This window comes from Pseudomonas sp. NPDC089569 (assembly GCF_050280625.1).
Taxonomy (GTDB): domain Bacteria; phylum Pseudomonadota; class Gammaproteobacteria; order Pseudomonadales; family Pseudomonadaceae; genus Aquipseudomonas.
This window is the reverse complement of record NZ_JBNNVQ010000030.1, coordinates 47,066-59,728: the sequence shown is the minus strand read 5'-3', so window position 1 is coordinate 59,728 and position 12,663 is coordinate 47,066. Positions and strand designations below refer to the sequence as shown.

The 12,663-nt window shown below is 62.3% G+C and carries 11 protein-coding genes; 3 read left to right on the top strand and 8 right to left on the bottom strand.

All coding sequences use genetic code 11. The annotated features are described in order from the left end of the window. Window positions 1–304 precede the first annotated feature (304 nt). On the bottom strand, window positions 305–1,486 hold the full coding sequence (locus ACQKP2_RS14690; RefSeq protein WP_427577384.1) for an acetyl-CoA C-acyltransferase family protein: 1,182 nt from the start codon (window positions 1,484–1,486) through the stop codon (window positions 305–307). Further along, window positions 1,483–2,265 (bottom strand): enoyl-CoA hydratase-related protein, encoded by a 783-nt coding sequence (locus tag ACQKP2_RS14685; protein WP_427577383.1) that lies wholly within the window; start codon window positions 2,263–2,265, stop codon window positions 1,483–1,485. Before ACQKP2_RS14685 ends, ACQKP2_RS14690 begins: the two co-directional genes overlap by 4 nt. A 218-nt stretch (window positions 2,266–2,483) precedes the next feature. Between ACQKP2_RS14685 and ACQKP2_RS14680 the strand changes: the two genes are divergently transcribed. From ACQKP2_RS14680 to ACQKP2_RS14670, 3 genes are read left to right on the top strand one after another with little or no spacing between them, the layout of a single operon-like run. Further along, window positions 2,484–3,590, top strand: a complete 1,107-nt coding sequence (locus ACQKP2_RS14680; RefSeq protein WP_427577382.1) for a polyamine ABC transporter substrate-binding protein — start codon at window positions 2,484–2,486, stop codon at window positions 3,588–3,590. Window positions 3,591–3,645: 55 nt separating this feature from the next. Continuing rightward, window positions 3,646–5,064 (top strand): aminotransferase, encoded by a 1,419-nt coding sequence (locus ACQKP2_RS14675; RefSeq protein ID WP_427577380.1) that lies wholly within the window; start codon window positions 3,646–3,648, stop codon window positions 5,062–5,064. Continuing rightward, window positions 5,061–5,969 carry a helix-turn-helix domain-containing protein gene (locus ACQKP2_RS14670; protein WP_427577378.1) on the top strand — a complete coding sequence of 303 codons (909 nt, stop codon included), beginning with the start codon at window positions 5,061–5,063 and terminating at the stop codon, window positions 5,967–5,969. Before ACQKP2_RS14675 ends, ACQKP2_RS14670 begins: the two co-directional genes overlap by 4 nt. Window positions 5,970–6,220: 251 nt before the next feature. Here ACQKP2_RS14670 and paaZ read toward each other — a convergent pair whose 3' ends face one another. The 6 genes from paaZ to paaA form a co-directional block, all read right to left on the bottom strand. Further along, window positions 6,221–8,275, bottom strand: a complete 2,055-nt coding sequence (paaZ, locus tag ACQKP2_RS14665; RefSeq protein ID WP_427577377.1) for a phenylacetic acid degradation bifunctional protein PaaZ — start codon at window positions 8,273–8,275, stop codon at window positions 6,221–6,223. Between the two features lie 128 nt (window positions 8,276–8,403). Next, window positions 8,404–9,480, bottom strand: coding sequence for a 1,2-phenylacetyl-CoA epoxidase subunit PaaE (paaE, locus tag ACQKP2_RS14660; protein ID WP_427577376.1), 1,077 nt, complete (start codon window positions 9,478–9,480; stop codon window positions 8,404–8,406). Window positions 9,481–9,512: 32 nt separating this feature from the next. Further along, window positions 9,513–10,046 (bottom strand): 1,2-phenylacetyl-CoA epoxidase subunit PaaD, encoded by a 534-nt coding sequence (gene paaD / locus ACQKP2_RS14655; protein ID WP_427577375.1) that lies wholly within the window; start codon window positions 10,044–10,046, stop codon window positions 9,513–9,515. Beyond that, complete coding sequence (gene paaC, locus ACQKP2_RS14650) at window positions 10,033–10,794, bottom strand: 1,2-phenylacetyl-CoA epoxidase subunit PaaC (RefSeq protein WP_427577373.1); 762 nt, start codon at window positions 10,792–10,794, stop codon at window positions 10,033–10,035. Before paaC ends, paaD begins: the two co-directional genes overlap by 14 nt. A gap of 8 nt (window positions 10,795–10,802) precedes the next feature. Next, window positions 10,803–11,084, bottom strand: coding sequence for a 1,2-phenylacetyl-CoA epoxidase subunit PaaB (gene paaB / locus ACQKP2_RS14645; protein WP_007943393.1), 282 nt, complete (start codon window positions 11,082–11,084; stop codon window positions 10,803–10,805). Between the two features lie 141 nt (window positions 11,085–11,225). Continuing rightward, window positions 11,226–12,215, bottom strand: coding sequence for a 1,2-phenylacetyl-CoA epoxidase subunit PaaA (gene paaA / locus ACQKP2_RS14640; protein WP_427577372.1), 990 nt, complete (start codon window positions 12,213–12,215; stop codon window positions 11,226–11,228). Window positions 12,216–12,663 lie beyond the last annotated feature (448 nt).

Here is a 12,663-nt window from a genome sequence, read left to right as displayed (position 1 = left end):
GTCGCCATCGCTGGTAAGCCAGCTCCCACAGACTTACGACACGCCGCTAATTTGTGGCTCCCCCCAAAAAAACGTAGGAGCCAGGCTTGCCGGCGAAGGCGTTTTCAATGGCACTGCATGACGTGAGGCTGCCTTCGCGGGCAAGCCACGCTCCTACGGGCGATGGCGTTTGCATTGGCGCGCATGACATGAGGCCGCCATCGCGAGCAGGCTCGCTCCCACAGGCTCGCGACACGCCGCTATTTTGTGGTGTCCCGAAAATCCGTAGGAGCCAGGCTTGCCAGCGAGGGCGTACTCAGGGCTATCAGGCGCGTTCAAAAATCGCCGCAATCCCCTGACCACCACCAATGCACATGGTCACCAGCGCATAACGCCCCCCAGTGCGGTGCAGTTCGTGGATGGCTTTGGTGGCGATGATTGCGCCGGTGGCGCCGACCGGGTGGCCCAGGGCGATGCCGGAGCCGTTCGGGTTGACCTTGGCCGGGTCCAGGTCCAGTTCCTGGCTGACGGCGCAGGCCTGGGCGGCGAAGGCGATGTTGGCTTCGATCACGTCCAGGTCGGCGATGGTCAGGCCGGCGCGCTTGAGCGCCAGGCGCGTGGCCGGGACCGGGCCCAGGCCCATCAGTTCAGGTTCCAGGCCGGCGTGGGCGTAGCTGACCAGGCGGGCCAATGGGCGCAGGTTGTTGACCTGTACAGCGTTGCCGGTGGCCATGACCAGCGCGGCGGCGCCGTCGTTCAGGCCCGAGGCGTTGCCGGCGGTGACCGAGCCGTCCTTCTTGAAGGCCGGTTTCATGCCCGCCAGTTGTTCAAGCGACGTGCTGCGCGGGTGCTCGTCGACGTTGAACAGCTTGGTGCCTTTGCGATCCCGGATTTCCACGGTCGCGATCTGTTCGGTGAAGTAGCCGTTGGCAATCGCATGGGCGGCGCGCTTCTGGTCTTCCAGGGCCAGGGCGTCCTGCATTTCACGGGTGATGCCGTTGCGTTCGGCGACGTTCTCGGCGGTGATACCCATGTGGAAGTTCTGGAACGGGTCATGCAGGATGCCCAGCATGTAGTCCACGGCCTGGACGTTGCCCATGCGCGAGCCCCAACGGGCCGACGGCAGCAGGTACGGGCCGCGGCTCATGGATTCGGCACCGGCGCCGATGGCGATTTCGGCATCGCCCAGCAGCAGCGTTTGCGCGGCGCTGACGATGGCTTGCAGGCCCGAACCGCACAGGCGGTTGACGTTGTAGGCCGGGGTTTCCTTGGGGATGCCGGCGTTCATGGCGGCCACGCGGGAGATGTAGGCATCGCGGGTTTCGGTGGGGATGACGTTGCCCATCACCAGATGACCGACGAGTGCCGGGTCGACGGCGGCGCGCTCCAGTGCGGCCTTGACGGCGGTGGTTGCCAGGTCGGCCAGGGGCACGTCCTTGAGCGAGCCACCGAACGTACCGATGGCGGTACGGGCGGCGCTGACGACGTAGATTTCAGGAGTGTTCATGGCTGGGTTCCTTTCGGTGGATTCTTATCTGTACTGCGATTGAGCAGGGCGTTCAAGGCCGTTTTCGCCTCGGCGGTGTTCAGGCGCTCAATGAACAAGGTGTTCTCTTCGCGCAGGGTGGCCTGCAGTTCGGCCATGCCGCGCTGCTTCAGCAATTGCCGGGATTGGCGCAACGCTTGCTGCGGCATTGCCAGAAAACGCCGGGCGATTTGCCGGGCAGCGTCCAGGCATTGCTCCCCGTCGTCGAAGGCTTCGTTGGCCAATCCCCACGTCACGGCCTCGCTACCGGTCAGGCCTTCGCCCAACAACAGCAGACGCGCGGCGCGGGCCTGACCGAGCAGGCGCGGCAATAGCAGGCTGGCACCGAATTCCGGGCACAGGCCGATGTTGACGAACGGCATGCGCAACTTGGCGTTGCGGGTGACCACTACCTGATCGCAATGCAACAGCACGGTGGTGCCGATACCAATGGCAGCGCCGCATACCGCAGCGATCAACGGCTTTTGCAAATGGGTCACGGCGCGCATCAGGCGGAATGCCGGGCTGTCCAGGTGCGTGGGCGGATCCTGCAGGAAGTCCACCAGGTCGTTGCCGCTGGTGAAACAGTTCGGGCCGCCGGTCAGGATGATCGCCTGCACGGCGTCGTCTTCGTCGGCCGCGAACAACAGGTCGGCCAGCCGCGTGTACATGGCGTTGGTCAGGGCGTTGAGCTTGTCGGGGCGGTCGATGGTCAGCGTCAGTACGCCATCGTCTTGTGCTTGTTTGATCAGGTCGTTCATGGATGACTCTGGCTGCACGGGTTTGGCGGTCACTTTAAGCGCCGGACAAACTTCGGAGCTATGACAAAACGGGTCAACCGGGGTGATGCTTTTTGCCATTTTTCCCCGTTCCGGCAGCGCGACACACCCATTCGGGGTATGGCGTCACCCAATGAATCCGCCAATAGTAGGTTCATCCGCTCATCCAGAGCCGAACTCGCTGACAAGGTGCATTTGCTATGGGCAAGACGCTGCTTAAGGTGATTTCCAGTCTGTTTGTTGTACCGCTGACCCTCAATGCCTACGCCGCCGAGGTAAACGACAGCAATACCCTGCGGCTCTACAACTGGGCGGATTACATCGGCGAAAAGACCCTGGCCAACTTTGAAAAGGCCACCGGCATCAAAGTCATCTACGACACCTTCGACGCGTATGAAACGGTGCAGGCCAAGTTGCTCACCGGCCATTCCGGTTATGACCTGATCGTATTGAATGCCTCGCTGGCACCGCCCTTGATCAAGGCCAAGGTGTTCCAGCCGCTGGACAAGAAGTTGCTGCCGGGCTGGAGCAACCTTGATCCGAAAGTCCTGCAGGACATGCAGGGGTTCGATCCGGGCATCAACTACTCCGCGCCCTACACCTGGGGCAGCAACGGCGTCACCTACAACGTCGACAAGATCAAGGAACGCATGCCGGACGCGCCGATCGGCTCGCTGGCAATGATCTTCGATCCCAAGATCGTCTCGCGTTTTGCCGACTGCGGCGTGACCCTGCTCGATGCGCCGACCGAAGTCATTCCCATGGCGCTCAAGTATCTGGGACGCGACCCGCGCAGTGCATCACCCGAAGACTTGAAAGCCGCCCAGGATGTGCTGCTGGCGGTCAGGCCGTACATTCGCAAGTTCGACTCGGTCAATTACCTGACCAGCCTGCCCAATGGCGATGTGTGCATGGCCATGACCTGGTCCGGCGACTACGCCACGGCCATGGCCCGCGCCGAAGAAGCCAAGCTGAAGATCAACCTGGCCTATTTCATTCCCAAGGAAGGCTCGCTGATCTGGTTCGACAACATGTACATCCCGGCCGACGCCCCGCACGTGGCCAATGCCCACAAGTTCCTCGAATACCTGCTGCAACCGCAGGTGATGGCTGACGTGAGTGATTTCATCAATTACGCCAACAGCAACGCGGCGGCCACGCCACTGCTCAATGCCAGCGTGCGTGACAACCCGGCGATTTATCCCGACGCAGACATTCGCCAGCGACTGTTTGCACAGAAGACCCAGGACGCCAAAGACATGCGCGCCATCACCCGGGTCTGGAGCACGGTGAAAAGCGGGATCTGAGACTGCGTTACCCGACGTTAATTGATCGTTTGTCCATTTGGTTAGAGGTTCATTTATGGCGACTCCAACACGCATCGCATTTTCGCCTGCGCAAGAGGCCGCACTGGTCAAGGCCGACAAAGCCCATCACATGCACGGCTACCACGTATTCGACGAGCATGCCGAGCAAGGCTCGCTGAACATCGTGGCAGGCGACGGCGCCTACATCTACGACACCCAGGGCGATCGATTTCTCGATGCCGTCGGCGGCATGTGGTGCACCAACATTGGCCTTGGCCGCGAAGAAATGGCCCAGGCCATCGCCGATCAGGTGCGGCAACTGGCCTATTCGAACCCGTTTTGCGACATGGCGAACAACGTCGCCATCGAGTTGTGCGAAAAGCTCGCCAGCCTGGCGCCCGGCGATCTCGACCATGTGTTCCTGACCACCGGCGGCTCCACCGCCGTGGACACCGCGTACCGTCTGGTCCAGTACTACCAGAACTGTCGGGGCCTGCCTGAGAAGAAACACATCATTGCCCGGTTCAACGCCTATCACGGCTCCACCACCCTGACCATGTCGATCGGCAACAAGGCCGCCGACCGCGTGCCGGAGTTCGATTACGCCAACCCGCTGATTCACCACGTCTCCAACCCCAATCCTTATCGGGCGCCGGGTGGCATGAACGAGGCGCAGTTCCTTGAGTTCCTGGTCCGGGAGTTTGAAGAAAAGATCCTGTCGATTGGCGCGGACAAGGTCGCCGCTTTTTTTGCCGAGCCGGTCATGGGCTCGGGCGGGGTGATCATTCCGCCCAAGGGTTACCTCAAGCGCATGTGGGAAGTCTGCCAGCGCTACGACATCCTGTTCGTCGCCGACGAAGTGGTGACTTCGTTCGGGCGCCTGGGCAAGTTCTTTGCCTCCAAGGATGTGTTCGACGTTCAGCCCGACATCATTACCACGGCCAAGGGCCTGACCTCGGCCTATCTGCCGCTGGGCGCGTGCATCTTTTCCGACCGCATCTGGAAAGTCATCGCCGAGCCGGGCAAGGGCCGTTGCTTTACCCATGGTTTCACCTACAGCGGCCATCCGGTGTGCTGCACGGCGGCGCTGAAGAACATCGAGATCATCGAGCGGGAAAACCTGCTGGCCCATGTCGACGATGTCGGCGGCTATCTGGAGCAGCGCCTGGCCACGCTCAAGGACCTGCCGCTGGTGGGCGACGTTCGCTGCCTGAAACTGATGGCGTGCGTGGAGTTCGTCCTCGACAAGCGCACCAAGGCGCTGTTCGCCGACGAGATCAACATCGGCGAGAAAATCCATGTGCGGGCACAGTCCAAGGGCTTGCTGGTGCGGCCGATCATGCACCTGAACGTGATGTCGCCACCGCTGATCCTGACCTATGCCCAGGTCGATGAAATCGTCGAGATCCTGCGCGAATGCATTCTCGAAGTCGCGGCCGAGCTTTCGCAGAGCGGCCAGTACTTTGGCCAATGACATCGTCATTGAGGCTTTTACCGCAGGGCCGCTCTCCCGCTAGACTGCGGGGCATGAGCAAACCAGACGACGAAACGCTGATCGCGGTGCCCTTCGGGGCACTGCACAAATGGCACGGGGGAATGCGCGAGGCATTCGCCCATGTCGACGAGCCCGACGCCCTGCAATACCTGGCAGCGGCGTTGGGCGAACTGGTGTCCATCGAGTCGATGATGATCAGCCTGGAGCGCAAGGACCGTGCGCCCCAGTTGCTGCATCAGCGCGGGATCGCCCAGGAGTACCAGGCTTCGATCATCGAGCGCTATTTTGCCGGGGGCTACTTGCTCGACCCATTCTGCCTGGCGGTGGAGCAAGGGTTGGCGCAAGGCTTCTATCACCTGGAAGACATTGCCCCGGACAACTTCTTCGACAGCGACTACTACAAGACCTATTACCTGAAAGCGAACTGCTCGGAAGACAGTTACTACATCGTCGATACCGGCAACGACACGAAGATCTCGGTGAGCCTCTTTCAAGGCTTCGGCGGTGAATGCCTGCGGGTGGAACAGCTGAACCTGCTGCGTGCCGTCGAGCCGCTGGTGCGTGAATTCGTCAGCGAATTCAGCCGGCGTGGCCTGCAACGCAATTGCGCCATCCAGTGCAATAATGATCAAGGCGTGCGCGACGATCTGAAGTATCGGGTGCAGTCGGCGTTCGAGCATTTCGGCAGTGACGTGCTCACCGAACGCGAACGGGAAGTGGCGCACATGGTGCTAAGAGGGCATTCGGTGAAGTCCACGGCCAGCGAAATGAATATCTCACCGGAAACCGTGCGCATGCACCGCAAGAATCTGTACCTGAAGCTGGAAGTGGGTTCACAGTCGGAACTGTTTGCGCTGTTTATCGAGTGGCTGCGCGGGCACTGATTATTGCGTTTACCGATAACCCTGTAGGAGCGAGCATGCTCGCGATGAACGTCCAGGCACCGCGGGTTGTCAGGGTGCCCGCGTTATCGTTGACGACCATCGCGAGCATGCTCGCTCCTACAGGTTCGGTGGCTGTATACCAAATGGGAATGCAGCCAGGGACGCTCCGCGTCCCAAAAAACCAGAGCCGAACGCGGAGCGTCCGTTGAGGCGTTCCCACGCAGAGCGTGGGAACGATCAAGGGCTGTTGATTAATCCTCGCGTTTGACCACCAGGGTCAGGATGTCATAGCTGGCCACCAGCTCACCCAATTGGTTGGTGACTTCCACATCCCACGCCACCACCCCTTGCGGGATGCCTTGCGGGCTCTTCTTGCCCTGGTCGATCTTGCGTTTGCAGGTCAGGCGCGCCTGGATGGTGTCGCCGATGCCCACCGGGTTGATGAAACGCAGGGTGTCCAGGCCGTAGTTGGCCAACACCGGACCTGCACCCGGCGATACGAACAGGCCGGCGGCGGCCGACAGTACGAAGTAGCCGTGGGCAATGCGCTTGCCGAACTGCGATTCCTTGGCGGCAATTTCATCGAAGTGCATGTAGAAGTGGTCGCCCGACAGGCAGCCGAAGTTCACCAGGTCAGCCTCGGTGACGGTGCGACGGTGGGTCAGCAGCGATTCGCCGATCTGCAGGTCCTGGAAGTAGCGACGGAACGGGTGTACCTCGGTTTCGATGACCTTGGCGCCACGCACGTACTCGCCGGTGACCGCTGCCAGCATGGTTGGCGAGCCTTGGACCGCCGCGCGTTGCAGGTAGTGTTTGACCGCACGCAGGCCGCCGAGCTCTTCGCCGCCGCCGGCACGACCCGGGCCGCCGTGCTTGAGTTGCGGCAGCGGCGAGCCGTGACCGGTGGATTCGCCGGCGCAGTTGCGGTCCAGCACCAGCAGACGACCGTGCAACGCTGCCGCGACCGGAACGGCCTTGGCGGCGATTTGCGGATCCTTGGTGACCAGGCTGGCCACCAGGCTGCCCTTGCCGCGTGCGGCCAGCGCCAGTGCTTCGTCGATGTCGTCATAGGCCATCAGGGTGCTGACCGGACCGAACGCTTCGATGTCGTGGGCGCCGCCTTCGGCGTGCGGGTCGCGGGCCTGCAACAGGGTCGGGGCGAAGAACGCGCCCTTGTCGACGTTTTCGCCGCGCGGGTCGAAACCGTCGCGGGCGCCGAACAGCAGGTCGCTGCTCTGCAACAGAGCCTCCAGGCGCTCGGCCACGTCCTTCTGCTGATCGTGGGAAGCCAGGGCGCCCATGCGCACGCCTTCCACCGACGGGTCACCGACCACAACCTTGGCCAGACGATCACGCAGGCGAGTGGCCACGGCATCGATGTGTTTGGCCGGGACGATGGCACGACGAATGGCGGTGCATTTTTGCCCGGCCTTGGTGGTCATTTCCCGGGCGACTTCCTTGATGAACAGCTCGAATTCTTCGTCGTCCGGGCTGACGTCCGGGGCGAGGATGGCGCAGTTCAGCGAGTCGGCTTCGGCGGTGAAGGGCACCGAGTTGCGAATCAGGTTCGGGTTGACCCGCAGCTTGGCCGCGGTGTCGGCGGAACCGGTGAAGGTCACCACGTCCTGGCCTTGCAGGCGATCGAGCAAATCACCGGTGCCACCGATGATCAGCTGCAGACTGCCGGCCGGCAGCAGGCCGGATTCGTCCATCAGGCGCACCACGGCTTCGGTCAGGTAGCTGGTGGCGCTGGCCGGTTTGACGATGCACGGCATGCCCGCGAGGAAGCTGGGCGCGAATTTTTCCAGCATGCCCCAGATCGGGAAGTTGAAGGCGTTGATATGCACCGCGACACCGCCGCGAGGCACCAGGATGTGGGTGCCGGCGAAGGTGCCCAGTTTGCTCAGCTGCATCGCCGGGCCTTCGTGGACGACGTTACCCGAAGGCAGTTCCCGCGAGCCGAGGCTGGCGTAGGTGAACAGCGTGCTGTTGCCGCCTTCGATGTCGATCCAGCTGTCGGCACGGGTCGCGCCGCTGTGGTGGGAAATGGCGTAGAGCTGTTCCTTGCGCTCGCTCAGGTACAGGGCCAGGGCCTTGAGGCGCTGGGCACGCTGTTGGAAGTCCAGCGCCATCAGCGCGCTGACGCCCTGGCGACGGCCGTGCTCGATGGCTTCGGCGAAGTCCGGGCGTTCTTCATGAGTGCGCGCGATTTCATGGCCGTCGATGGCGCTGCGCAGGATCTGCGCGCCGTGCTGGCCGATCCAGCGACCGGCGATGAAGCTTTGCAGGGTAGGGGCGTGGGACATGGTGGCTCCTGGAATCAAAAAGTCGGGTTACCTGTAGGAGCGAGGCTTGCCCGCGAAGGCGTCCTTGAGGGCGCCAAAAGCTTCGCGGGCAAGCCTCGCTCCTACGGGTATATGGAGTTCTTGCGAGGTCAGAGCTGGTCGAAATCCAGCACGACCTTGTCGCTGATCGGGAAGGCCTGGCACGACAGCACATAGCCGGCGGCCACTTCGTAGTCTTCCAGGGCGTGGTTGCTGTCCATTTCCACTTCGCCTTCGATCACCTTGCATTTGCACGTCGAGCACACGCCGGCCTTGCACGAGTACGGCAGTTCGGCGCCCTGGTCGTTACCGGCGTCGAGGATGCTCTGGCTGTTGCGCGGCAGGTCGAAGGCCAGGGCGCGACCGTCGCTGATCACGGTGATATGGCTGACGGCGGCATCGAGCTTGCGTGCAGCTTCGCGGGCTTCGCGCTTTTGCTGGCTGCCGGCGGCGGCGAACAGTTCGAAGTGAATGCGCTCCGGCGCCATGCCCTTGGCCTTGAGGCTGTCGCGCACGGTTTCGGTCATTTCCTGCGGGCCGCAGATGAAGGCGGCGTCCAGCGCCTTGACGTCGAGCCAGCGGCCGAACAGTTGCTCGCATTTCTGGGCATTGATCCGGCCGTTGTACAGGTCGACGTCCTGCTGCTCGCGGCTGAACACGAAGATCAGGTTCAGGCGTTGCAGGTAGCGGTTCTTCAAGTCTTCAAGCTGTTCGCGAAACAGCGCGCCGGAGCTGGAACGGTTGCCGTACAGCAGGGTAACGCGGCTGTGCGGCTCGGTTTCCAGCGTTGTCTTGATGATCGACAGGATCGGCGTAATGCCGCTGCCGGCGGCGACGGCCAGGTAGTTGCCGTGGCGGGCCGGGTCGAGTTCGACGCTGAAATGCCCGGCAGGCGGCATCACTTCCAGGGTATGACCGGCCTTGAGCTGTTCATTGGCAAATGCGGAGAAACGTCCGCCCGCCACACGCTTGATCGCAACGCGCACTTCACCGTCGTTGACGCCGGTGCAGATCGAGTAGGAGCGGCGCACTTCTTCGCCGTCCAGCTGAGTGCGCATCACCAGGTGCTGGCCCTGGGTGAAGTGAAAGCTGTCTTGCAGGTCTTGCGGAATCTCGAAGGCGATGGACACCGCATCACGGGTTTCGACGCGCACGTCCTTGATGGTCAGGCTGTGAAATTTGCTCATTGTTGTTCTCCAGCTGGGACGGCGAACGCCGCTCAGATGCACTTGAAATAGTCGAACGGTTCCCGGCAGTCGCAGCAGCGGTACAACGCCTTGCACGCGGTGGAACCGAACTCGCTGAGCACTTCGGTGTGCGTGCTGCCGCATTGCGGGCAGGCGATCACCGGGCTTTCACCGAGCAGGCTGCGTTTGCTGGTGCTGCCTTCGGGTGGCGCGATGCCGTAGGCGCGCAGGCGTTCGCGGCCGCTGTCGCTGATCCAGTCGGTGGTCCAGGCCGGGGTCAGGCGGCGCTCCAGGTTCGGTGCGCTGAACCCCGCCTGTTCCAATGCCTGGCGGATGTCGTCCTCAATCACTTCGGTGGCCGGGCAACCGGAGTAGGTCGGCGTGACCACCACGTGCAGGTGGCCGGCTTGCCAGTCCAGGTCGCGGACGATACCCAGGTCGACCACGCTGACCACCGGCACTTCCGGGTCCATGACGTCGGCCAGGATCGCCCAGGCCTTGTCCAGATCACCGTTCAGTGCAGGCCGTGCGCCGAGGTCGCTGGCGATCAGCTCACCAGGTTGCATCGGGGTACGCTCGTGGCAGGAACTGCATCTCGGCCAGCAGAATGCCCAGGTGCTCGGTATGCAGGCCCTTGCGTGCATTGAGGTAGAAATAGCTCGGTGCGGCAGGGACGGGCAGGGTGGCGCTGGCGAAAATCGCGTCGACCTTGGCTTGCCATTGCGCGGCCACAGCGGCGATGTCCGGGGTGATGCCCGCTTCGCACAGACGCTGTTCGCTGTCGTCGGCGGCGATCAGTTCCACGGTAAAGCGCCAGACTTCGGGAATCGCCGCGAGCATGCGCCGGTTGCTTTCCTCGGTGCCGTCGCCCAGGCGCTCGATCCATTCGCCGGAGCGGCGCAGGTGATAGGTGACTTCTTTCACCGCTTTGGCGGCGATCCCGGCAATACGCTCGTCGCTGGACTGGCTCAGGCCCTGCAGCACCGGCAAATGCCAGGCGTCGTAGAGGAACTGCTTGAGCATGGTCACCGCGAAGTCACCGTTGGGTTGTTCCACCAGCAGCAGGTTGCGGTAGGCCCGTTCGTCACGGCGGAAGGCCAGGTGATCGGCATCGCGGCCGTCATCGAGCAATTCGGCGGCGTATTCGAGCCAGTTGCGCGCCTGACCCACCAGGTCCAGGCCGACGTTCATCAGTGCCAGCTCTTCTTCCAGTGCCGGCGCCTTGCCGCACCACTGGCACAGGCGCTGGCCCTGGATCAGGGCGCTGTCGCCCAGGCGCAGCAGGTATTCGATCAGATCAGTCTTGTTGTCCATGGTCGACCTCACATGTGCCCGACTTCGGCCGGCAGCTCGTAGAAGCTGGCGTGGCGGTAGACCTTGTCGTCCGACGGGTCGAACAGCGGGTCTTTTTCATCCGGCGACGAGGCGGTGATCAGTGCCGAAGGCACGACCCACAGGCTCACGCCTTCGCTGCGACGGGTGTAGAGCTCGCGCGCGTTCTCGATGGCCATGGTGGTGTCGGCGGCATGCACGCTGCCGACGTGCTTGTGGTTCAGGCCGTGCTTGCTGCGCACGAAGACTTCGAAGAGGGTCCACTCAGACATTTCTGTTACTCCACATCGATAGCTTCTGTAGGAGCGAGCACGCTCGCGATGAACGACTGAACACCGCGGGGTGTCAGGCTGCCAGCGTCGTCGTTGACGACCATCGCGAGCTTGCTCGCTCCTACAGGGGGTCGGTTTGCCTCAGGCGGCGTTCTTGTTTTGTTTTTTGCGGGCGTGGGCGACGGCGGCTTCACGCACCCAGGCGCCGTCTTCAATCGCCTTGCGGCGGGTGGCGACGCGTTCCTGGTTGCACGGGCCGTTGCCCTTGAGCACTTCGTAGAATTCGCTCCACTGGATTTCGCCGAAGTCGTAGTGGCCGCGCTCGGCGTTCCACTTCAGGTCCGGGTCCGGGCAGGTGCAGCCCAGCAGCTCGAGCTGCGGGATGGTCTGGTCGATGAAGCGCTGGCGCAGTTCGTCGTTGCTCTGGCGCTTGATTTTCCAGGCCATGGACTGGGCGCTGTTGGGCGAGTGTTCGTCGCTTGGGCCGAACATCATCAAGGCAGGCCACCACAGGCGGTTGATCGCGTCCTGGACCATGTCTTTTTGCGCCTGGTTGCCGTGGCGCATCATGGTCAGGAGGATTTCGTAGCCCTGGCGCTGGTGGAAGCTCTCTTCCTTACAGATACGGATCATGGCCCGGGAGTAGGGGCCGTAGGAGGTGCGTTGCAGCACCACCTGATTGACGATTGCCGCACCGTCCACCAGCCAGCCCACCGCGCCCATGTCGGCCCAGTTCAGCGTCGGGTAATTGAAGATGCTCGAATACTTGGCCTTGCCGCTGTGCAGCTTGGCGATCTCTTCATCGCGGTCGGCGCCCAGGGTTTCCATCGCGCTGTACAGGTACAGACCGTGGCCGGCTTCGTCCTGGATCTTGGCCATCAATTGCAGTTTGCGTTTGAGCGACGGCGCACGGGTGACCCAGTTGCCTTCGGGCAGCATGCCGACGATTTCGGAGTGGGCGTGCTGGGAAATCTGCCGGATCAGGGTCTGGCGGTAGGCATCTGGCATCCAGTTCTTGGCTTCGATCTTGATTTCTGAATCGATTTTTTCCTGGAAAGCGCGTTCCTGTTCGGACATCTCCGACAGGTCCTTGATGCGCTTGACTCCTGTTTCTACAAGCTGTGCGTACATTTTTGTTCTCCGGCCTTGAAGCTATTCGAGGGCATGGAGAACTTTATAAGCGATACAGAAATTAATATCAAACAGAAAATATCGTGTCGTATGTGTTTTTGTATCGCTTTGGGATGAATGGTTGGTTTTCGGGTGGGCAGGAGATAGGTGCATGGCGAGATCAAAAGCGTAGGAGCCAGGCTTGCCGGCGAAAGCGATTTCAGGTGCGCCTTCGCCGGCAAGCCTGGCTCCTACGGGGGGAGGGGCAGGTTGGTAGGCGTTAGCAAAGAAATGGGCGCCGATCCCCGAATGAACGGCGGAGCGAGGTCTGCAGAAGGGGCGGGTGGATCAAAATCAAAAGCGTAGGAGCCAGGCTTGCCGGCGAAAGCGATCTCAGGTGCGCCTTCGCCGGCAAGCCTGGCCCCTACGAGAGGGGGGGGCAGGTCGGCAGCGTTAGCGAAGAGACGTA

Excerpts from the sequence above, each read along its gene's own strand:
- ACQKP2_RS14675 (WP_427577380.1), top strand. The coding sequence starts at position 3,646 with ATGGCGACTCCAACACGCATCGCATTTTCGCCTGCGCAAGAGGCCGCA.
- ACQKP2_RS14685 (WP_427577383.1), bottom strand. The coding sequence starts at position 2,265 with ATGAACGACCTGATCAAACAAGCACAAGACGATGGCGTACTGACGCTG.
- paaE (WP_427577376.1), bottom strand. The coding sequence starts at position 9,480 with ATGAGCAAATTTCACAGCCTGACCATCAAGGACGTGCGCGTCGAAACC.
- ACQKP2_RS14670 (WP_427577378.1), top strand. The coding sequence starts at position 5,061 with ATGACATCGTCATTGAGGCTTTTACCGCAGGGCCGCTCTCCCGCTAGA.
- paaB (WP_007943393.1), bottom strand. The coding sequence starts at position 11,084 with ATGTCTGAGTGGACCCTCTTCGAAGTCTTCGTGCGCAGCAAGCACGGC.
- paaC (WP_427577373.1), bottom strand. The coding sequence starts at position 10,794 with ATGGACAACAAGACTGATCTGATCGAATACCTGCTGCGCCTGGGCGAC.
- paaA (WP_427577372.1), bottom strand. The coding sequence starts at position 12,215 with ATGTACGCACAGCTTGTAGAAACAGGAGTCAAGCGCATCAAGGACCTG.
- paaD (WP_427577375.1), bottom strand. The coding sequence starts at position 10,046 with ATGCAACCTGGTGAGCTGATCGCCAGCGACCTCGGCGCACGGCCTGCA.
- ACQKP2_RS14680 (WP_427577382.1), top strand. The coding sequence starts at position 2,484 with ATGGGCAAGACGCTGCTTAAGGTGATTTCCAGTCTGTTTGTTGTACCG.
- paaZ (WP_427577377.1), bottom strand. The coding sequence starts at position 8,275 with ATGTCCCACGCCCCTACCCTGCAAAGCTTCATCGCCGGTCGCTGGATC.
- ACQKP2_RS14690 (WP_427577384.1), bottom strand. The coding sequence starts at position 1,486 with ATGAACACTCCTGAAATCTACGTCGTCAGCGCCGCCCGTACCGCCATC.